Below are 20,332 nucleotides of genomic sequence, written 5' to 3'. Positions count from 1 at the left end.
TTAATCTAGTCGGCTAACAAGATCATCGACCTTCGGCGCGTAGTACACATTCTGCAGGATGCGAAGGTCCCGATGGCCCGATATCTTGGCCAGATCCATGACATCGAACTTCATGGCCAGCCTGGATAATGCTTCGCGCCGGGTGTCGTGAAAGTGCAAATCTTCGATACTCGTCTTTTTCTTGATCTTACGGAACAGTGCATCGATTTGACGGGGTGACAGGCCGAATACAATGTTGCTTTCGTGCTCACCCGTTAGCGGCTTCATCCGCTCGATGAGATCGAGCGCACGCCGCGAGAGCGGCACGTCGCGAGGCTTCCCGTTCTTGGTCATGGGGAGATGAACATAACGTCGTTCAGCATGGACATGAGCCCAGGTTAAGCTGGCGATTTCGCCGGCCCGCATGGCGGTTTCGATGGCGAACAGCATGGTGGCACCTACGCGGGCTGTGAGTGTCGTTGGAGGCTTTTTATCCGTGTAGCCTGACACCATCACCAACTGGTCGATTTCATCCTGTGTGAGTCGCCTGTCTCGCGCCGCCGGCGTCGCCGGCTTGCGCACCCGTGTCATCGGGTTCTCCGCTACCCAACCCCATTCTCGCAGGCCGATGTTGAAGGCGTTGCTCAACAGATTCCATTCGCGCAGCACGGTAGCCGGCGAGACCTGCCGAAGCCGGCGGTCGCGCCAGCTCGAGATGGTTTGTGCGGAAAGTTCGCGTAGCGGCACGGTGGCAAGTGGGTCATCCCGACAGAGGGCTTCCAGACGCAGCCGTTCCCAACGCTCGCCCCGCTTGCCGGGCGACACCTCACGCAGGTAGCGCTGCAACAGGTCTCGGACTGATTTGTCGGCTGGAATCCGGCCCATCTGTAGGTCGTCGAGTTCGACCTCGACCTGCAGAGCCCAGGACTGCGCCTGAGCTTTGGTGTGAAAGGTCTTCGACCGGCGTCTGCCGTTGCGATAGACCTCTGCTCTCCATCCGTTCCCGCGTTTTCGGATCGTGGCCATGTCCTGCCTGGCGTAATTTTGGCGTAATCCGAAGTGTAACAAAGCGGGTTAAAGTGTGGAATTGTGTAAATCACTGCCCCGTATGCACGCCCACTTTACCGTTATTATTCAGCTATTTGTGTATAAAAGCGGGTTAAAGTGTAGAAAAGCGGGAAATGATAGATGGTGCCCGCTCCCGGCACCAATACTAATAAATGATTTAATAATCAATGAATTACGACATATTTCGAATTTACTGATATGTCGTAACATTCTGTTTTTATTGATTATTTGTTATTAACCTTTCCTCGACAGCACATCATCTGGTGCCTGTGCATAAACTGCGCATAAAATGCCATGTCATGCTGCCCCGCGCTGTCAGCGTGATGTTTGCACCGCGCCGTGTTGGCTCGTATCCACATCAAAGCGGCGGCGTAATTCGTAGCGGCCCGCCGCTGTCAGGCTGACGGCACGGGAAGATTTCGACCGTCGAAGCCAGCCATTCACGCACAGGATATTCAACAATTCGATGCCGAGCGGGCCAGCCAGGTGATGACGACGCTCGGTCCAATCCAGACACTGCCGCGCAATCCCCAGCCGCGTGGGCCTGAGTGCGGTGACATCCAACCCGATTGCCGCAAAGCCGGCGACACCGGTCTCGGTCACGAGAATTCGTTTGTCGGTGCCAGGCGTTATCAAACCCTTTTTCATTAAGCCCTGCGCGAGCGACACGCCCAACGCACCGGCAAGGTGGTTGTAGCAGCAACGGGCGAATTGCAGCGCGCTGGCATTCGCGTTTAAGGGTCTTCGACGCACCTCGCACGGGCGACCGATGGCCGCGAGCTGCTCAAGCACCTCGGCGATTGGGGCGCCGGCCAGACGGTAATATCGATGCCGCCCCTCTCGCTCCACCTCAAGTACACCGCCATCGAGCAATTTGGCCAGATGGGTACTCGCTGTCTGTGCGGTCACGCCCGCCGCATAGGCCAGCTCACCAGCAGGCAATGCGCGGCCATCAAGCAACGCCACCAACATGACGGCACGTGTCGGGTCGGCCATCAGCGACGCCACGGCCGCGATATTCGATTCACAATCCATCACGCTCTCCCATTTCGAGCCGATTTTAGGCCATTCGAGGTTATTGATGCTTCGGTCCGGACCGAAGCATCAATAACTGGAACATCACTAAACTCACATGCCCGATACCGAACGATATCCAAATGTCCGATTCCAACCTCCTAGCCACCGCGCCGAACCACGCCCACCGCCGATGACATTACTGACGCTCTGTCTCGCCGTACTGATCGCGCAGATCGACACCTCGGTGGTGAACCTCGCATTGCACTCGATCGGGCAATATTTCCACACCGATGTATCGCTGCTTCAATGGACCGTGGATGGTTATAACCTGACCTACGCAGCCTTGCTACTGACTGGTGGATTGCTCGCCGATCTTTATGGAAGACGGCGTCTGTTCATGACCGGCGCTGCGGTTTTCATCCTCGCTTCGCTGATCTGCGCGGGCGCTACCAGCATGTCCATCCTGCTTTTCGGTCGCGTGGCGGCCGGACTCGGTGCCGCCCTGCTGCTACCTGCTTCGCTGGCAATCATTCGCGTTTGCTGGCCGGACCCCCACGCCCGTGGAAGGGCATTGGGCATCTGGGCCGCCTGCAATGGTTTGGCCCTGGCTATCGGGCCCAGCCTCGGCGGCGAGATGATTCACTCGTTTGGTTGGCGCAGCATATTTCTGCTGGTGGTGCCCATCGGGCTCATCACGTTGGTTCTGGCCGTCTTCAGCATCCCGGAATCATCTCATCCCGGCGGGCGACACTTCGACGCTGGTGGACAGCTTTCCGGGGCAATCGCACTGGCAGCACTGGCAACTGCCGGCATCGAATTTCAGAACGCCCCCTCTCTCGCGGCCTTCAGCCTTGCCATCACAGCGATTGCCATCGCATTTTTCATCCGCCAGGAATCGCGCCGAGGCGAGCAGGCGCTGGTGCCGCTGGCGCTGTTCACATCGCCTGTCTTCAATGGTGCCATGATTGCCACGGCGGCCATGACCTTTGGCATGTACGGCGTGCTCTTTCTTCTCCCACTGAGTTGGCAAAAAGAAGGACTCCTGGGGCCAGCCGGCGCGGGGATTGCCTTGATTCCGATGGCGCTCATTTTTGTGCTGGTTTCGCCTTTTTCCGGCTGGCTGACTGAACGGCTGGGCAACCGCCCGGTCACCAGCAGTGGTGTGGGTCTCATCGGATGCGGCCTGTTACTGCTTGCCGTCACTGCGCACGATGAATCGATGATCGCCGCCGAGGTCGCGCTCATCCTGACGGGTATCGGCATGGGATTGGCCACCGGCCCGTTGATGGGTGTCGCGGTGGGTGCGGTTTCGGCTGCACGTTCTGGCAGTGCTGCCGCGTTGGTCAATGTCGCCCGCATGAGCGGCGCCACCCTGGGAGTAGCCGTCCTCGGCAGTCTTTTCGCAATCATGGGTAGTAATGCCAACGGGTTGAGCACCGCCATGGCCTTCGGTGGCGGCATACAGATCGCGGCCGCCATCCTGGCTTGGCGCACCACACGACCGTTGCCACAGCAAACGGGCTGAGGCGGCGTAGAATGAATTGAACCAACTACCCATCGAAGTCCTCCAAGGGTTTGGGGAGAACCGCAGTTCACGAACCACCCCTATCCATTGAATTCGCCACGAGGACATGCCATGCCCGCTTATTCCGCTCCGACACGCAGCCTCGCCGCAGGGTCGGTCATCGCCCGTACCTACGGCCTGCTCGCTGCCAGCCTGGCAGTCACCGCGGCAACCGCGGAGGTCGGCATGCGTTCGCCGCTGGCCTGGGAACATCCCTGGTTATGGATGATTCTCGCCTTCGGCGCCCTACTCGGCATCCAGTTCCTGCGCGCCAACCGAACGCTGTCCCTGGCGCTGCTGTTCATATTCTCCGGATTGATGGGCTTTTCTCTGGGGCCGGTGATCGCCGAATTCCTGCGCGCGCCAGGCGGCGCCGCAGTGGTAAGCCAGGCCGCCGCAGGCACTGCCATCGACTTCGCCGCACTGTCTGCCTATGCTTGGATCTCACGCCGTGACTTCAACTTCCTGCACGGCTTCTTGTTCACTGGCCTCGTCATCGCGGTGATCGGCAGTATCGCCGGCATCTTTCTGCACATCGAATTGCTGCACTTGGTGGTCGCAGGCGTTGTCCTCCTCGTTTTTTCCGGTCTGGTCCTATTCGACACCAGCCGGCTGATCCATCAGCGCGGCGTGGCGGACCCGATTCTGCTCGCCGTGTCGCTTTACCTCGATGTCCTAAACATTTTCATGGCCCTGCTACAAATTCTCGGCATGACCCAGATGGGGCGGCGTAACTAGGCAGCCCGCCTCATTGCCATGGTGAGATACCGCCAACCTGCTGAACTCGACTAGCAGAATGGAGCTTGCACCATGAGCCGCAGTCGACCGCCTCGTCGTCCAGCGGAAACGGCTGTGGTCGCACTCGATATCAACGGGATTCTCGATCTGCATCATTTCCACCCACGCGAGGTACCCGATCTCGTGCGCGAATACCTACGCGAATGCCACCGACGCGACATCCATGAGATTCGCATCGTCCATGGCAAGGGTAAAGGTGTGCTGCGTGCCGTGGTCCATGACATCCTGGCGCACGACCCGAACGTGATCGCCTACGGCCCAGCCACCGACCGCAGCGGCTGGGGCGCGACCATCGTTCGTCTACGTACACATCAGCGAGCGGAAACGGCGAAGCCGCCGGCCGACGTGCCCAAACCTACGCCGCCCGGCGGCTTCTGGGGCCGCCTGTGGCCATGGCGTCGCTGAAGCGGCACCCACCGACCACACTCGCAGCTGGCTCAGCCCATCGGCAGGGTGTAATCGACGCCGACGGTGAAGTTGTCGTTGTTGATGTTGTTGGCATCCTGCGACATCCACTGCGCGCCGATCGAGAGACGCGGACGCAGATGATATTTCAGCCCGATACCCAGCCGACCGCCGATGTCGTTGCCGCCGAGATCGCCCGTCGCCTGCAGATTGCCCAGGCCGACTTTGACATAAGGCAGCAGCGCCTGATTATCGCCCAGCGGATAACCCGCCATCAGGTCGACGCCGACCACGTTGGAGCCATAGCTGACATTCGCGTTGTGCGTGGCCTGCGCATTGAGGTCGGCAAAGACATCACCGCCGATGATGATCGGCGACGCGGTGGGATTGGCCAGCGCCAGGCGATAGCCGCCGGAAACGCCAGCGGCCAGCGAATTTTCGGTGTTGAGACCGGACGCGCTCGACTGGTTAATGCCCGCGTGCGCGCCGATGTAGGCGCCAGTCCACGGCGTTTCCCCGGCATACGGCGCCGGCATCGCCAGCGCCGACACGGGCAACGCCAGCAGCATGCATGCGGCCATATAGGATCGAATGCTCGTCATATTACGGACTCCTCAAGAATCGGTTGAAAGGATCAAGATGCCCAGGTTCGGGCATGCAATGGACCGGTAACGGAGCACGAGGTTCACCCGCGCCGGACGAGCGTCACCACCCGCCCGGCCAGCGGACTGCTCCTAAATCCGGCCACGACCCTTTAAACGATAAAGCCGGATGATGGGTTGCACCTCGCAGCCCACAAATTTCCGATAGCGACATCAAGGATTTATATCGACACAGCTAGGACGTCTACAGACTTGCGGGTAGAGCGTACCGATCCCGTTCGCTACGCCGGAATGGCGAGGATTGCGGCAAGGGCTTGCAGCAGCGTGTCGCATTGCTCGTCGGTACCCACGGTAATGCGCAGATAATCCTCGATACGCGGCAGGCGGAAGTGCCTGACCAGCACTCGCCGTGCCCGCAACGCCGCAGCGAGTTCGCCGCCACGTCGTTCGGGGTGCCGCGCAAACACGAAATTCGCCGCCGAAGGCAATACCTCGAAACCCAGCGACGCAAGCCCGGCAATCAAGAGTTCACGGCTGGCGATCACCGCACGGCGGATGCGTTCGAAGTAAGCCTCGTCCTCGATGGCCGCCACCGCACCGGCAATCGCGAGTCGTCCGAGCGGGTATGAATTAAAGCTGTTCTTGACCCGCTCCAGCCCTTCGATCAGATGAGGCTGTCCCAGTGCGAAGCCCACCCGCAGCCCCGCTAGGGAGCGCGACTTGGAGAGCGTCTGGATTACCAGCAGATTCGGATAATCGGGCACCAGCTTGGCAGCCGATTCGCCGCCAAAGTCGATATAGGCCTCGTCCACCACCACCACAGAATCGGGATTCAGGTCGAGGATGCGGCGTACTGCCGCCAATGGCAGCAGGCGACCGGTCGGGGCGTTCGGATTGGGGAAAATGATGCCGCCATTGTCAGCCGCATAATTCTCCGGGTTGATGCTTAACGTCTCATCCAACGGCACGTTGCGATAGGCCACACCATAAAGTCCGCAATAGACCGGATAAAAGCTGTAGGTCACATCCGGAAACAAGATCGGCCTTTCGTGCTTGAGCAGCGCGCAGAAGGTATGCGCCAACACCTCGTCGGAGCCATTGCCGACGAATACCGAGGCGGCATCCAGGCCAAACACCGTCGCAATGGCGGCCTTCAGTGAAGACGCTTCCGGGTCCGGGTAAAGCCGTAGGCTTGCGCCCGTCTGCCCGCGAATCGCGTCCAGTACAGCGGGCGACGGCGGATAGGGATTTTCATTGGTGTTGAGCTTGACGAGCTGCTCGATCAGCGGCTGCTCGCCGGGGGTATAGGGCGTCAGTGCCCCGACCAGTTCACTCCAGAATCGACTCATGCGACGCGTCCGCAGCCAAAGCGGAGATTATGCCGCATTCGTGCGTGGACGCGCGCGCCGTGGCGAGCAACCGCTAGGGTCGGGCACGCAGGCGCGTACCGTATTTCAGCGAAAGCTCGATCTCGGCGGCATCCAACGAAGCTGGGAAATAGGTCCGCTCGATCAGCGCATCACGCAACGTGGCCCCATCCAGCGTGCAGCTGCGCAGATCCAGGCCACAGAGGTTGGCGCGATCGAGCAGACAGCCGCTGAAATCCACACCGCTGACATCCACCTTGCGTAAATCCATGGCATGCAGATCCTTTCCCGCCACGCGGCAGGGTTTGCCCGCAGCGCGGTAGGCATTGAATTCTTCGATTTTGTGTTGACTGAGTAGATCGCAAGGATCTACCTGTTCGGTATCGGTCTCGGTATTCGGTGTCATGAAAGCCCCTTGCCACCCATTAAGTCACACTGAAACATAGCTGATACAAAAAACATGGAACCTATTGATCCGCGTTGACGTGATTAAGATCAATGATCGGCCACGTGCCGTTCGACAAGAATTCGCCGCCAATCGCACCAGCAGATGGCGACACGGCTTAAGACCAGAACACCAATCACTTCGGGAGTGACACATGTTTCCCAGCGCCGACAAACCCATCGGTTACATCCTCAAACGCTATCCTCGTCTATCAGAGACCTTCATCCTGAATGAAATCAGGGCATTGGAACGCCTGGGCACGAAGCTGACGCTGTTTTCCCTGCTGCGCCCGGAGGAAACCCATTACCACCCGACCGTCAACGAAGTGCGTTCGCCGGTGCATTACCTCCCCGCGACCTGGCTGCGCAAGACACTGACGGTGGCTGGCGCGCACTTGGCCACCGCCTTCGCCGCACCGGGCCGATACCTGCATGCGCTCGGGCTGGCCACTTGGTGGGCGATACGCACACGGCACCCGATCAGCGTCAGCAAACAGTTCCTACGCGCCGGATTCGTTGCGCATCACAGTCGCAAACAAGGCATCCGCCACTTGCATGCCCACTTCGCCAATGCCCCGGCCACGGTCGCGCGACTGGCGGCCGTGATGTGTGGCATCACTTACAGCTTCACGACCCATGCCAAGGATCTCTATCTGTCCCCGGCGCGGGTGATCAGCCGCCGGGTACGCTCCGCGAGCTTCGTGCTGACCTGCACGCAGCACAATGTCGATTACCTACGCGGCTTCCTGCCCCCGGAAGACCACGCCAAGGTCCATCTGGTCTACCACGGCATCGATCTCTCGGCCTTCCCGCCGGCAGCCCCCATCGACCCGGATGCCGGTCTGCCGCTGATTCTCTCGGTCGGACGTCTGGTCCCCAAAAAAGGCATGTCCGACCTGATCGAGGCCTGTCGACTGCTGCATGACCGCGGTGTGCCCTTCCGTTGTGCGATCGTGGGTGAAGGTCCCTTGCGAGGCGATCTCGAACGCCATGTCGGCGAGCTCAATCTTGGCGCTGAAGTGCAATTCCTCGGCGCCATGGCGCACGACCGCCTGACCCGGCTGTACGGAGAGGCCACGATGTTCGCCCTCGCCTGCCACGTCACCGATGACGGCGATCGCGACGGCATCCCGAACGTCATCGTCGAAGCCATGGCCACCGGCCTTGCGGTCGTGTCGACCCAGGTTTCCGGCATTCCCGAACTAGTCGACCATGGCCGCAACGGCATTTTGGTGTCGCCACGCGATCCAGTCGCCATGGCAGATGCGCTGCAACGCCTGCTTGAGCAACCGGAAATGCGCCAGCGTATCGCCTTGGCGGCACGTAACAGCATCGAAGGTCGCTTCGAATGTTGGGAAACCGCCAAGGAAGTACGCTCATTGCTGCTCGCGGAGGCCACCACATGAACATCGCCTATCTCTGTGCCGACCGAGGCATCCCCGTACTCGGTCACAAGGGCGCATCGGTACATGTTCGAGAAATGGTTGGCGCATTCGCACGCACCGGGCACGAAGTCACTCTGTTCTGCACTCAGCGTGGCGAGGGCAACCCCCCGCCACCGGGCGAATGCATCGAGCTACCGGCACCGGAAGACCCTGACATGATCGCCGCCCTCGTGGCGGAACTGCATCTCGAAGCCAAGGCATCGGAACGAACGGTACGCCGCGAGCTGGAACGACTGGCGCACGATCGCACGCTCACCGCCCGCGTCCTGGGCGCACTGCAACTGCGGGAGCGTCGCCCGGACCTGCTCTACGAACGCTACTCGCTGATGCACCGATCCGGCGTCGAGATCGCAGCGGCACTGGATATACCTCACATTCTCGAAATCAACGCACCGCTGGTCGAGGAACAGGCGCGTTTTCGCGGGCTGGTCCAACGTGATCTCGCCGAACGCATCGAACACGAGGTCTTCAATCGTGCCGATCATATCGTCGCGGTCTCCGAGGCGATGAAGGTTCACGCGATGGGTCAGGGTGTTGCCGAATCGTGCATCAGCGTATTGCCTAACGGCGTCGACACCAGTCGCTTCAATACCGCCATCGACAAATTACTGATCAGGGCGCGGCATGGCCTCTCGGGCGCACCCGTCATCGGCTTCGTCGGGAGCCTCAAGCCCTGGCACGGCATCGACCTCTTGCTCGACGCCTTCCAGATCGTACGCCGGCAGCATGCCGATGCGCGCCTGCTGATCGTCGGCGACGGTCCGGTGATGGAAAAACTGCGCGAGCGCGTAACCCGCGAACGCCTGGGGCGTTCGGTGGTACTCACCGGCCATGTTCCTCACGACGAAATCCCCGCCTACCTCGCCGCCATGGACATCACCGTTGCACCCTACCAACCTCAACAGGATTTCTACTTCTCGCCGATGAAGGTGATCGAATCCATGGCCACCGGGCGCCCGGTAGTCGCGCCACGCATCGGGCAGCTCGCTGAATTGGTCGAGGATGGTGTGACCGGACGCCTGTACTCGCCCGGCGACACCAGCGCCTGTGCGGCAGCCATCTCCGATCTGCTACACAATCCGCTCGCCCGCCGTACGATGGGGCAACACGCAGCCCAACGAGCACGCACCGCCTTCAGCTGGGACTCCAACGCCTCGCGCGTCACGGCCCTGGTATCTGGGTTGCATACGCCTACCGGCGTCGGGCCGGTGCCGGCATGAGCGTCTGATGGTGGATAAGCGCGAGTTCACGCTCTGGTCGTTGCGTAGCTATTTGCGCCCGCATCGACGCGCGCTGATCGGCGCCGCTGCCACCATGAGCCTGCGCGCCACGGTGCTCCTGCTGCTCCCCTGGCCGCTCAAGTTCATCATCGACAGCGTGCTGTTCCGGCACCCGCTACCGCACTGGATGATCGGCTGGCTGCCTGACCCGGCGCTGCAGCGCTTCGAGCTGCTCGATGTCCTCGCCGCGGTCATGGTGACATTAGGTTTACTCGACATGCTGTTCGCCATCGTCGGCAACCGTTTGCTGCTGATCTCCGGACAACACGCCGTATTCGAACTACGGCGTGACCTGTTCGCGCACCTCCAGCGCCTGTCTCTGGGCTATCATCGCCGGCGGCGCAGCGGCGAACTCTCCAGTCGCCTCAACGGCGACATCCAAGCGTTGCAGAACCTCGTCGCCACCGTCGGCACCGGCGTGTTCGCACACTTGCTGACCCTGATCGGCATGATCGTGATCATGTTCTTCATCGATTGGCGCTACGCACTGATCGTACTTTCCGCCGGACCGATACTGCTCTGGCTGATGCAGCGTTACAGCAAACGCCTGCGTCTGGCCCTACGCCAGGCACGCAATCGCGAAGGCGAGCTGTCGGGGCTGATTCAGGAAATCATGACCGCCCTGCCCATCGTCCAGGCCTACGGCCGACAGGCGCACGAGGACGACCGCTTCGGTCGACAGGCCGGACACAGCCTGGAAGCCACCATAGAAGCCAGCGACCTGCAGAACCGCTTCGCCCCGCTGGTGGCCGGCGGCATCGCCATGACCACCGCACTGGCCACCTGGTACGGCGCCACCCAAGTACTTTCAGGGCGCATCACCGCGGGCGAACTACTCGTATTTCTCGCCTATCTGCGTGGCATGGCGGCGCCACTGCGTCAGTTCGCCAAGTCGGCCGGCGTGATCAGCAAGGGCCAGGTCGCCGCCGAACGGTTGGGCGACATCTTCGAGGAGGCGCCAGAAATCCACAGCCGCCCCGGCGCGTTGCGCCCACCGCGCAGCCATGGTGCCATCGTGCTGCAAGGCGTGTCGTTCGCCTACCGGGAAAACCGCCCAATTCTGCACGACATTAACCTCGACATTACACCTGGCCAGACCGTCGCCCTGGTCGGCGCGACCGGCGCCGGCAAGAGCACACTGGCCGCACTGGTGCCCAGGCTGCACGATCCCTCGGCAGGACGCGTCCTGCTCGACGGTCACGATCTGCGCGAACTCGATCTCGACTATTTACGTGACCAAGTCGCGCTGGTGCTTCAGGAACCCCTGCTGTTGCAAGGCAGCGTGTGGGAAAACATCGCCTACGGGCGCGACGGTGCTGGTCGTGCGGACGCGATCGAGGCTGCCTGTGCGGTTGGCATAGACGACATGATTGCCCTGCTCCCACATGGCTACGACACCGCCGTAGGCGAGCGCGGCGCCGGGCTCTCCGGTGGGCAACGTCAATGTGTGTCCATCGCACGAGCCATGTTGCGCGACGCGCCCGTCGTCCTGCTCGACGAACCGACCAGCGCGCTCGACGCCTTTGCCGAACGCCGCGTCACGGCAGCATTGCACCGGCTGACGCGCGGCCGTACCACGCTGATCATCGCCCATCGCCTGGCCACCATCGCCAAATCCGATGTCATCGTGGTGTTGGATGGCGGGCGTATCGTCGAAACCGGGCAGCACGAGGCGCTGCTACGACGCAACGGCGCCTACGCGGCTCTGTGGCGTGACGACACTCTGGCCCGCGGCGACACCATCATGACCACTGACAATAATCGAGGGAGTGTACCGGCATGAAGATCACGATATACGGATCTGGCTATGTAGGCTTGGTGACGGGCGCCTGCCTGGCCCAGGTGGGCAATCACGTGCTCTGCGTCGACGTCGATCCCGACAAGATCCAGCGCCTCGAACAAGGCGATATCCCCATCTACGAGCCCGGCCTCGACAAGCTCGTGCGCGATAACGCCGCCGCCGGACGCCTGCGCTTCACCCTCGACGCCGCCGAGGGCGTCAAACACGGCCTGTTCCAGTTCATCGCCGTCGGCACGCCACCCGATGAGGATGGCTCCGCCGATCTGCGCCACGTCCTCGAGGTCGCCCGCACCGTCGCCCAGCATATGGACGACTACCGCATCGTGGTCAACAAGTCCACCGTCCCCGTCGGCACCGCCGACCGCGTCCGACAGACACTGCAGGGGGCCCTCGATGCGCGTGGCGCCGAGGTCGAGTTCGATGTGGTCTCGAACCCGGAGTTCCTCAAGGAGGGCGCGGCCATCGATGACTTCATGAAGCCCGACCGTATCGTCGTCGGCACCGACAATCCCCGCACCGGCGAGCTGATGCGCGCGCTCTACGCCCCCTTCAACCGCAGCCACGAGCGTGTGGTGCTGATGGACGTGCGCTCCGCCGAGCTGACCAAGTACGCGGCCAATGCCATGCTCGCCACCAAGATCAGCTTCATGAACGAGCTGGCCAACTTGGCCGAGCGCCTGGGCGCAGACATCGAGGCGGTGCGCGTGGGTATCGGCTCGGACCCGCGCATCGGCTATCACTTCATCTATCCGGGCTGCGGCTACGGCGGCTCGTGCTTCCCCAAGGACGTTAAGGCCCTTGAGCGCACCGCCCGCGCCGCAGGCTATCAGGCCGAGCTGCTCGCCGCCGTCGAGGCGGTCAACGACCGCCAGAAGCAGCGCCTGTTCGACAAGCTGCACACCCATTTCGACGGCAATCTCAAGGGCCGCACCTTCGCCCTCTGGGGGCTGGCCTTCAAGCCCAACACCGACGATATGCGCGAGGCCCCCAGTCGAGTCCTCATGGAGGCCCTCTGGGAATCCGGCGCGCGAGTCCGCGCCTACGACCCGGTCGCCATGGACGAATGCCACAGACTCTACGGCGAGCGCGACGACCTCACCCTCTGCGATAGCCCCGAGGCCACCCTCGACGACGCCGACGCCCTCCTCATCGTCACCGAGTGGACCCACTTCAGAAGCCCAGACTTCGACACCCTCAAACAAAAACTCAAACAACCCCTCATCCTCGACGGGCGCAACCTCTACGACCCCAAACTCATGCAGCAACTCGGATTCCAGTACCTCGCCATCGGGCGCGGTGAAAACCCGTCCGAGGACAACACGCAACGACCGGCGATGCGCCAGGCCGTCTGATCGACAATCCGATGCAACCCTTTCGACGCGGGTGGCGTGTAAGTCATCAGAGACCGGAATCGCAGATCAGCGGTGCCGGGCAGGAATACCATCAGGTGGAGGCGATCCCAAGTGAATCATCAAGAACAAGCCATTTCACATAGCCACGCCGGCCCTTCCCTTGTGCCCCACAATGGATACGCCCCCGCCATGCCGGACAACCGCTGCGGCCACCAACACCGCGCCTCCATCCGCTATCTCTACGGCAATGACTGGATATCGCTCTGTCTGGACTGCTGGCGCCGTCAGCGCAACAGCGGCCTCGCTCGCAGCGCACGCGAATCGTTAGCCTTCCTCACCGACAACCGAAGCAATGCCATCGTCGGCAATCTATCCCTGAGGGCGGACAACTGGGAACACCAGGGCCAGGACACACGGGAGCACAGCGACCGTGCGGCCCGACCGAGCCGAATCATGCTCTATTCTCACGATACCTTCGGACTGGGTCATCTGCGTCGCAATCTAGCCATCGCCCACCAATTGCTCGCTTCGCCCGGACGCTTTGAAGTGCTGTTGCTCACCGGTTCGCCCATGCAGGACAGTTGGCCCTTACCGCCAGGCTTGACCGTGCGTGCACTGCCGCCCGTGGTCAAAATCGGTGACGAGCAGTACGGTCCACGTGACCATGCCAAGAATTTCGCATTGCTCAAGGGCCATCGCGAAGCGCTGATCCTGGAAGCGGCACTGTCATTCAAGCCGGATGTCTTCCTCGTCGACCATGCCCCCATCGGCATGGGCGGCGAACTGCTGCCCACGCTTGCCTTGCTGCAGGAAAGCCACCCGGAAACCCGCCTCGTACTCGGCATGCGCGACATCATCGACGCGCCAGATGCCACCCGCAAAGTCTGGGGAGAACAAGGCATCATCGACATCCTGGACCGCGTCTATGACCAAATCCTGGTCTACGGACGGGAAGATTGGTTCGACGTGGTCGAGGCCTACGATATCCCTGAGGCGGTGGCACACAAGATCCGCTACTGCGGCTATGTATGTAATAAATCCGCTGGCGAATCGACGGATAGCCTCTTACCCCCGGCCATGCCTGGACGTCCGCGCGTGCTGGTAACCGTCGGTGGTGGTGGCGACGGCGTGCGTATCATCGAGGCCTATCTGGCCGCCCTGCGGCGTCACGATGGCTTCGGTTGTCAGAGTCTGATCGTACCCGGCCCCTTGATGGATCCGGCCGAACGCGCGCAGCTCGAACGTGCCGCGGCGGAGAGTCCAGATGTGCATCTGATCGACGGCGCGACCGACATGCTGCCGCTGATGCAACAGTCCGAACTGGTGATCGCCATGGCGGGTTACAACACCAGTTCCGAGATCCTCTCGGTGGGCTGCAAGGCCATTCTGGTGCCACGTGCCCGACCACGCGCCGAGCAGCGCCTGCGTGCAGAGATGCTCGCGCGCTTCGGACTCGTCGACCGCATAGACCCCGATGGGGATATCGCCGAGCAGCTCGGTCGCCTAGTGCCGATGGTCCTGGATGCCAGTGATCGCCACATTGCCAGCTTCCCGCTGGACGGCGCGGCACGGGTCGCCACTGAGTTGCATGCCCTCACGGCACGGCCAGAGGCCGCGCTGGAGGCCTGATCCAAACCGCGCAAAGGGATATACCCGATGGCGCAACACGCCTTTATCGTCGGACTCGGCCACGTCGGACTTGCCACCGCCGTCTGCCTTGCCGAACTCGGCTGCCGAGTCACTGCGCACGATCACGACGTGGCACGTCTGGACGCACTCGCTGAGGGGCGTCTGGACAGCAACGAGCCGGAGCTGATCGCCACCTTTACCCAGGCAGTGAGTGAGGGTCGTATCGCCCTCAGTCGGCAAAGCCATCCCGACACGCCCATCGACTTCGCTATCGCCTGCGTCGGCACGCCACTGACGCCGGATGGACGCCCCGCAACCACGAGCCTGCGCAACACTCTGATCCAGCTCGCGGCACGCACGCCCGGAGACTTCATCCTGGTACTCAAATCCGTGCCACCACCCGGCGGAGCCTTGTCGCGACTGCAAGCCGCCCTATCGCGATTGCGTACCCCGATACGCCATCTGCCCGTGGTGATCAATCCAGAATTTCCACGACGCGGTCAGGCCCTACATGACATCACGCATCCCAGTCGCATCGTGATCGGCACCGATGACGCCGAGGCGGCCAATGTCCTGGCACGACTTTACGCGCCCCTGCGCAGCCCGATCCTGTTCGTCACGCCCGCATCCGCACAGCTCATCAAATATGCCTCCAATGCCTTTTTTGCGGCGAAGATCTCGTTCATCAACGAGATCGCCTCGTTGGCGCGCCTCACCGGCGCTGACGTGCGCTCCGTCGCCGAGGGCATGGCACTCGACCCACGCATCGGCGCTGATTTCATCGAACCCGGCATCGGTTATGGTGGCGACTGCCTGCCCCGTGAGGTACGCGCCCTGGAGCGCTTGGTACCCGGACATGCGCCAGGCTTGCTGCGCGCGACGCTAGCGATCAATGCCCGCCAACGCGAGGCCGTCATCCATACCTTGCACGAAGCGCTGGGCACCTTGCGCGGCAAGCATATCTGTATCTTCGGCCTGGCCTTCAAAGCCGGCACCGACGACGTGCGCGAGGCACCCGGTCTCGCGGTGATCGATGCCCTACGCCGTGGCGGCGCGCAAGTACGGGCCTATGACCCGCAGGCAGGCACCGCCGCGCGTACTGCGCGCCCAGCCGACGCCCAATTGCGTCACTTCGACGATGCCTATAGGGCCGCCGACGGCGCCGATGCCGTGGTTATCGCCACCGACTGGCCCGAATTCCGCACGCTGGATTGGGCCGACATCGCGAAACATCTTGGCGGCCCGCGGATCGTGATCGATGGGCGCAATCTGCTGGAGGCCGATACCCTCCGCGCCCTCGGTTTGTGCTTTATCCCCCTGGCTGGTTGAGCAAAAAATCTATGCGCCGTTCCCTGACCTTGCCCGTTGGCTTCGCCGCGCTGGCCACTTTGATCCTACTCGCCCTGCCTCGTCCGGCACACGCCAATCCCTGGGAGCCTGCCGGTAGCCGGAACGTACTCAATTTTCAGTACCGCGACTACAGTTCCGACCGAAGCTTCCCCCAGGGCAGCTTCGGCACCGCAACCGTGCCTTCGAGCAGCCGCTACCTCAAACAGGAGTTGCGCATCACCGGGCGCGCCGCCCTGGCGCCACGCTGGCTGTTTTTCTTCGATTTGCGCGCCGCACATATCAGCAAGATCAAGCACAAAAAGACGCTGACCGCCAACGGCCCCGAGGACCAACAGCTCGGTATCGCCCACGTGTTCGACAGCCAGCCGGCGTACGCGCAAGCGCTCGCCATGAGCGTGGTGATCCCCACCGGGTCGGGAACGCTTGATCCCGCACTGAGCACCGGACAACATGCCGTCGAGATGGATTACTGGTTATGGACGCGTCTTGGCGGCGCAGGTTCGCCGTTTTACGCCAGTTTTTCGCTCGGTCCACGCGTATTCCTCGAGGGGGGTGCCCCGCAGATCCGCTTCATGGGCTTGATCGGCGGCCCCATCATGCATCGCTGGTCCTGGCTCAGCAGCGTGTTCCTCTCCCGCGTGGTAGGCCCGAACGGCGGCTACATTCCAGGGAATACCGCGCACAACGCGACCAATTACAACCTGCTGCGTCCCGGACTCGGCGTGTCTTATCATCTCGCGCACGGTGTACGCTTGCGATTGCTCTACGAAAAGGAATTGGCCGGTGAAGGTCTGCACGCCGGTAGCCGCATCACCTTTGGCCTCAGCCTGCGTGGCTGAATCTCGACCACGGGTAGCCACCGCACGCGCGCGCCTCTTGCTGGTGCGCCACGGCCAGACCGACTGGAACCGCGACGGCCGCTACCAGGGACGTAGCGACACCGCCTTGACCACATTCGGCCGCGAGCAGGCCCTGGCACTTGGCGAACGCCTGGCCGGTAGCGGTGCACGCACGCTGATCAGCAGTCCATTGCAACGCGCGCGCGAGACCGCGCTACCGATCGGCCATCAACTCGGCCTCGACCTGGCAATCGACGAACGCCTGTGCGAGCTATCCTACGGCGACTGGGAGGGCTTCACACAAGCAGAGGTCAAGGCACGCTGGCCAGAGGCGCTGCGACGCTGGAAGCGCCAACCGGACGCATATCCACCCGCAGGCGGCGAAGCCCTGCCAATCGCCGCCGAACGGATTCGACACTGCCTGGACGACCTCGCGGCCTCGCTGCCCTCACCCGTGATTGTCGTCACCCATTCCGGTGTCATTCGCATCGCCCGCCTGTTGGCGGATAACACCGAATTGGCCGCATTCCGCCACATTTCGGTTGGCAATTCAGATTTATTCGCGCTCGACTGGCCACCCCGCATCCCCTAGTCCACCGATGTTTCTGATAAGATTTTCAGTTCTTATCAAGACTTTCGAACACGCCGACCGACAAGGCGCAGGTCACAAACATCAGGAGCGCGGCGACCATGAGCGAAAACATCGAATCCGTCCTGCACGAAGAACGCGTATTTCAGCCCCCGCAATCTTTTGTCGCCGAGGCCCGCCTGAACGCCGACTCACTGGCCGCGCTTCATCGCCAGGCAGCCGAGGATTACGAAGGTTTCTGGGCCGAACGTGCACGCGAGGAAATCACCTGGCAGACGCCGTTCAACACCACCCTGGACGAATCCGACGCACCGCACTACCACTGGTTCACCGACGGTCATCTCAACGTCAGCTACAACTGCCTCGACCGCCACCTCGCTGAGCGCGGCGACAAGATCGCCATCGTCTTCGAGGGTGAGCCCGGCGACACCTGCACCTATACCTACCGCGAGCTGCACGCCGAGGTCTGCCGCTTTGCCAACGCGCTCAAGGCTCAGGGCATCCGCAAAAGCGACCGCGTCATCATCTACATGCCCATGATCGCCGAGGCGGTGATCGCCATGCAGGCCTGCGCCCGCATCGGCGCGACCCATTCGGTGGTCTTCGGCGGATTTTCCGCCGAGGCCCTGCGCGACCGCGCCAACGACGCCGGCGCACGCATGATTATCACCGCTGACGGCGGCCACCGCGGCGGTAAGATCGTCCCACTCAAGGCTGCGGTCGACGAAGCCATCGAGCACGGCACACCGAGCGTGGAGAAGGTCATCGTCTTCGAGCGCACTCGTCATGGTGTGCCGATGGTGGAGGGCCGCGACGTGCGCTGGCAGGACGCCATCGCGGGCCAGGATGACGTCTGCGAACCGGAATGGGTCGACGCCGAGCATCCCCTGTTTCTGCTCTATACCTCAGGGTCCACCGGCAAACCCAAAGGCATCCAGCATTCCAGTGCCGGTTATCTGCTGCAGGCCATCCTGACCAACAAGTGGGTTTTCGACCTGCACGACCGCGACGTGTACTGGTGCACGGCGGACGTCGGTTGGATCACCGGTCACACCTATGTCGCCTATGGCCCGCTGGCGCTCGGCGCCACCCAGGTGATCTACGAAGGCGCTCCGACCGTACCCGACGGTGGGCGTTTCTGGAAGGTCGCTGCCGATCACGGCGTCACCGTGTTCTACACAGCGCCGACCGCGATCCGCGCACTGATGAAGCTCGGCGACGCCTTCCCGCAGGCTCATGACCTCTCCAAACTCCGCCTGCTCGGCACCGTCGGCGAGCCGATCAACCCCGAGGCCTGGATGTGGTATCACCGCATCATCGGCGGCGAACACTGCCCCATCGTCGACACTTGGTGGCAGACCGAGACCGGCGGTCACATGATCGCCCCGATCCCCGGCGCCGTGGCGACCAAACCCGGCTCCTGCACACTCGCGCTGCCCGGCATCATCGCCGACGTAGTCGACGAACAGGGCAACACCATCGCCGAACCGGATCGCGGCGGCTACCTCGTCATTCGTAAGCCCTGGCCGTCGATGCTGCGCACCGTATGGGGCGACGACGAACGCTACCGCAAGACCTACTGGGGCATGTTCGACGGTCGCTTCTATCTCGCAGGCGACAGCGCACGACGCGACGCCGACGGTTATTTCTGGATCATGGGGCGCATTGACGACGTGCTCAACGTTTCCGGCCATCGCCTTGGCACCATGGAAATCGAATCCGCGCTGGCCGCACACGAGGCCGTAGCCGAGGCTGCGGTCGTCGGCCGCCCGCACGACATCAAGGGTGAGGCCATCGTGGCCTATGTCATCATGCGTGGCGAACGGCCCACCGGCGACAACGCCGTGGCCATGACCAAGACCCTGCGCGACTGGGTGGCGAAGGAGATCGGACCGATCGCCAAGCCCGACGAAATCCGCTTCACCGAGGGCCTGCCCAAAACCCGCTCGGGCAAGATCATGCGCCGCCTGCTGCGCAGCATTGCCAAGGGCGAGATCATCACATCCGACATCTCCACACTGGAGAACGAGGCGGTGATCGCTCAGCTCCAGGGCAAGGCCTGAAACCCAGCGCGGGTGCGACATTGTCGCACCCGCGCTGATCCGCCATGAATGCCTTCACCCTCGACTCGCGCCTCGCGCAGGACTGCCACCGCATGGGACGGTTGCCGTTCAGTGAACTGCTATTGATGAATAACGCCGACTACCCCTGGTTCATCCTCGTGCCGCGCACCCGCGAAACCGAGCTTTACGCGCTCGAACCCGCCCTGCAAGCCGGTCTGATGACAGAGGTCAACCGCGTCGCGGCCTTCGTCAAAACCGCCTGCTCACAGGTCGAAAAGCTCAATGTCGCGGCCATCGGCAATATCGTCCGCCAATTACACGTACACGTCGTCGGGCGACACGAGAAAGACCCCGCATGGCCCGGCGTGGTCTGGGGTACCACCGTACGCAATACCTATACCTCAGAAGCCCTCGCCAGACTACGCGCGCAACTCCATAGCGCCCACTTGCCCGGCTTCACTCCGCTCCCCGATTGAAAACGCGTTCATCACCTGTACTGGCCAGCGCCGCGACTGGACGACCATCAATTGCATGACCATCAAGCGAGGCGCAAGAAATGCTGCCGGGTCAGCCCGCATAACCATCCAGCGCAACACACGACCGGGAATTGGACGGGCTCCGTCCCTGCGCGACGCGCGTTGTCTTGCAGGGAAGGAAAAGCGACTGCGGCCGTAGCCGCCACAATCGCGCTAACTGCCCCAATGGTGCGGCAAATTTGATCTATGCTTTCGAGGCTGCCC

At 62.2% G+C, this 20,332-nt stretch carries 18 protein-coding genes; 13 read left to right on the top strand and 5 right to left on the bottom strand.

What is annotated here, in order from left to right; all coding sequences use genetic code 11:
- Together BI364_RS06775 and BI364_RS06770 are read right to left on the bottom strand one after the other, a co-directional pair.
- On the bottom strand, positions 1-1,005 hold the full coding sequence (locus tag BI364_RS06775) for a site-specific integrase (RefSeq protein WP_070078087.1): 1,005 nt from the start codon (positions 1,003-1,005) through the stop codon (positions 1-3).
- A 357-nt stretch (positions 1,006-1,362) separates the two neighbouring features.
- Complete coding sequence (locus BI364_RS06770; RefSeq protein ID WP_070078086.1) at positions 1,363-2,082, bottom strand: ArsR/SmtB family transcription factor; 720 nt, start codon at positions 2,080-2,082, stop codon at positions 1,363-1,365.
- Between the two features lie 172 nt (positions 2,083-2,254).
- Here BI364_RS06770 and BI364_RS06765 point away from each other — a divergent pair, with 172 nt between their 5' ends.
- The 3 genes from BI364_RS06765 to BI364_RS06755 all read left to right on the top strand — a co-directional run bounded on the left by BI364_RS06765 (position 2,255) and on the right by BI364_RS06755 (position 4,831).
- The gene (locus BI364_RS06765; RefSeq protein WP_070078085.1) at positions 2,255-3,589 is read left to right on the top strand and encodes an MFS transporter; all 1,335 of its coding nucleotides are present in this window, start codon (positions 2,255-2,257) and stop codon (positions 3,587-3,589) included.
- Between the two features lie 111 nt (positions 3,590-3,700).
- Complete coding sequence (locus BI364_RS06760) at positions 3,701-4,366, top strand: Bax inhibitor-1 family protein (protein WP_070078084.1); 666 nt, start codon at positions 3,701-3,703, stop codon at positions 4,364-4,366.
- Positions 4,367-4,438: 72 nt separating this feature from the next.
- On the top strand, positions 4,439-4,831 hold the full coding sequence (locus BI364_RS06755; protein WP_070078083.1) for a Smr/MutS family protein: 393 nt from the start codon (positions 4,439-4,441) through the stop codon (positions 4,829-4,831).
- 32 nt (positions 4,832-4,863) lie between these two features.
- On the opposite strand, the gene BI364_RS06750 is transcribed toward BI364_RS06755, so the two are convergent.
- The 3 genes from BI364_RS06750 to BI364_RS06740 form a co-directional block, all read right to left on the bottom strand.
- Complete coding sequence (locus tag BI364_RS06750) at positions 4,864-5,400, bottom strand: porin family protein (protein WP_070078082.1); 537 nt, start codon at positions 5,398-5,400, stop codon at positions 4,864-4,866.
- 314 nt (positions 5,401-5,714) lie between these two features.
- Entirely contained in the window at positions 5,715-6,782 is a 1,068-nt protein-coding gene (gene hisC, locus BI364_RS06745) for a histidinol-phosphate transaminase (RefSeq protein WP_070078081.1), read from the bottom strand.
- A 73-nt stretch (positions 6,783-6,855) separates the two neighbouring features.
- Positions 6,856-7,206, bottom strand: a complete 351-nt coding sequence (locus BI364_RS06740; RefSeq protein WP_070078080.1) for a pentapeptide repeat-containing protein — start codon at positions 7,204-7,206, stop codon at positions 6,856-6,858.
- 193 nt (positions 7,207-7,399) lie between these two features.
- On the opposite strand from BI364_RS06740, the gene BI364_RS06735 reads away from it, so the two are divergent.
- The 10 genes from BI364_RS06735 to BI364_RS06690 all read left to right on the top strand — a co-directional run bounded on the left by BI364_RS06735 (position 7,400) and on the right by BI364_RS06690 (position 20,068).
- Entirely contained in the window at positions 7,400-8,650 is a 1,251-nt protein-coding gene (locus BI364_RS06735) for a glycosyltransferase family 4 protein (RefSeq protein ID WP_070078079.1), read from the top strand.
- On the top strand, positions 8,647-9,909 hold the full coding sequence (locus tag BI364_RS06730) for a glycosyltransferase family 4 protein (RefSeq protein WP_070078078.1): 1,263 nt from the start codon (positions 8,647-8,649) through the stop codon (positions 9,907-9,909). The genes BI364_RS06735 and BI364_RS06730 overlap by 4 nt, the downstream gene beginning before the upstream one ends.
- Positions 9,910-9,916: 7 nt before the next feature.
- Positions 9,917-11,752 carry an ABC transporter ATP-binding protein gene (locus BI364_RS06725; protein ID WP_070078077.1) on the top strand — a complete coding sequence of 612 codons (1,836 nt, stop codon included), beginning with the start codon at positions 9,917-9,919 and terminating at the stop codon, positions 11,750-11,752.
- Complete coding sequence (locus BI364_RS06720) at positions 11,749-13,122, top strand: UDP-glucose dehydrogenase family protein (RefSeq protein ID WP_070078076.1); 1,374 nt, start codon at positions 11,749-11,751, stop codon at positions 13,120-13,122. Before BI364_RS06725 ends, BI364_RS06720 begins: the two co-directional genes overlap by 4 nt.
- Positions 13,123-13,311: 189 nt before the next feature.
- Positions 13,312-14,751, top strand: coding sequence for a glycosyltransferase family protein (locus BI364_RS06715; protein WP_070078075.1), 1,440 nt, complete (start codon positions 13,312-13,314; stop codon positions 14,749-14,751).
- Between the two features lie 27 nt (positions 14,752-14,778).
- Positions 14,779-16,080, top strand: a complete 1,302-nt coding sequence (locus BI364_RS06710; RefSeq protein ID WP_070078074.1) for a UDP-glucose dehydrogenase family protein — start codon at positions 14,779-14,781, stop codon at positions 16,078-16,080.
- An 11-nt stretch (positions 16,081-16,091) separates the two neighbouring features.
- Positions 16,092-16,940, top strand: coding sequence for a hypothetical protein (locus BI364_RS18270; RefSeq protein WP_070078073.1), 849 nt, complete (start codon positions 16,092-16,094; stop codon positions 16,938-16,940).
- On the top strand, positions 16,933-17,532 hold the full coding sequence (locus BI364_RS06700) for a histidine phosphatase family protein (protein WP_070078072.1): 600 nt from the start codon (positions 16,933-16,935) through the stop codon (positions 17,530-17,532). Before BI364_RS18270 ends, BI364_RS06700 begins: the two co-directional genes overlap by 8 nt.
- A gap of 98 nt (positions 17,533-17,630) precedes the next feature.
- A complete protein-coding gene (acs, locus tag BI364_RS06695; RefSeq protein ID WP_070078071.1) occupies positions 17,631-19,592 on the top strand; it encodes an acetate--CoA ligase in 1,962 nt (653 codons plus the stop codon).
- Between the two features lie 44 nt (positions 19,593-19,636).
- On the top strand, positions 19,637-20,068 hold the full coding sequence (locus BI364_RS06690) for an HIT domain-containing protein (RefSeq protein ID WP_070078070.1): 432 nt from the start codon (positions 19,637-19,639) through the stop codon (positions 20,066-20,068).
- Positions 20,069-20,332: the final 264 nt, after the last annotated feature.

The organism is Acidihalobacter yilgarnensis (genome assembly GCF_001753245.1).
Classification (GTDB): domain Bacteria; phylum Pseudomonadota; class Gammaproteobacteria; order DSM-5130; family Acidihalobacteraceae; genus Acidihalobacter; species Acidihalobacter yilgarnensis.
The sequence above is the reverse complement of the archived record's forward strand: the minus strand, read 5'-3'. Positions and strand labels throughout refer to the sequence as shown.

What these genes read in the sequence shown, in the direction of transcription:
- BI364_RS06770 (WP_070078086.1), bottom strand. Translation starts at nt 2,082, where the DNA reads ATGGATTGTGAATCGAATATCGCGGCCGTGGCGTCGCTGATGGCCGAC.
- BI364_RS06735 (WP_070078079.1), top strand. Translation starts at nt 7,400, where the DNA reads ATGTTTCCCAGCGCCGACAAACCCATCGGTTACATCCTCAAACGCTAT.
- BI364_RS06765 (WP_070078085.1), top strand. Translation starts at nt 2,255, where the DNA reads ATGACATTACTGACGCTCTGTCTCGCCGTACTGATCGCGCAGATCGAC.
- BI364_RS06710 (WP_070078074.1), top strand. Translation starts at nt 14,779, where the DNA reads ATGGCGCAACACGCCTTTATCGTCGGACTCGGCCACGTCGGACTTGCC.
- BI364_RS06740 (WP_070078080.1), bottom strand. Translation starts at nt 7,206, where the DNA reads ATGACACCGAATACCGAGACCGATACCGAACAGGTAGATCCTTGCGAT.
- BI364_RS06775 (WP_070078087.1), bottom strand. Translation starts at nt 1,005, where the DNA reads ATGGCCACGATCCGAAAACGCGGGAACGGATGGAGAGCAGAGGTCTAT.
- hisC (WP_070078081.1), bottom strand. Translation starts at nt 6,782, where the DNA reads ATGAGTCGATTCTGGAGTGAACTGGTCGGGGCACTGACGCCCTATACC.
- BI364_RS06715 (WP_070078075.1), top strand. Translation starts at nt 13,312, where the DNA reads ATGCCGGACAACCGCTGCGGCCACCAACACCGCGCCTCCATCCGCTAT.
- BI364_RS06760 (WP_070078084.1), top strand. Translation starts at nt 3,701, where the DNA reads ATGCCCGCTTATTCCGCTCCGACACGCAGCCTCGCCGCAGGGTCGGTC.
- BI364_RS06730 (WP_070078078.1), top strand. Translation starts at nt 8,647, where the DNA reads ATGAACATCGCCTATCTCTGTGCCGACCGAGGCATCCCCGTACTCGGT.
- acs (WP_070078071.1), top strand. Translation starts at nt 17,631, where the DNA reads ATGAGCGAAAACATCGAATCCGTCCTGCACGAAGAACGCGTATTTCAG.
- BI364_RS06750 (WP_070078082.1), bottom strand. Translation starts at nt 5,400, where the DNA reads ATGCTGCTGGCGTTGCCCGTGTCGGCGCTGGCGATGCCGGCGCCGTAT.
- BI364_RS06725 (WP_070078077.1), top strand. Translation starts at nt 9,917, where the DNA reads ATGGTGGATAAGCGCGAGTTCACGCTCTGGTCGTTGCGTAGCTATTTG.
- BI364_RS06690 (WP_070078070.1), top strand. Translation starts at nt 19,637, where the DNA reads ATGAATGCCTTCACCCTCGACTCGCGCCTCGCGCAGGACTGCCACCGC.
- BI364_RS06755 (WP_070078083.1), top strand. Translation starts at nt 4,439, where the DNA reads ATGAGCCGCAGTCGACCGCCTCGTCGTCCAGCGGAAACGGCTGTGGTC.
- BI364_RS18270 (WP_070078073.1), top strand. Translation starts at nt 16,092, where the DNA reads ATGCGCCGTTCCCTGACCTTGCCCGTTGGCTTCGCCGCGCTGGCCACT.
- BI364_RS06720 (WP_070078076.1), top strand. Translation starts at nt 11,749, where the DNA reads ATGAAGATCACGATATACGGATCTGGCTATGTAGGCTTGGTGACGGGC.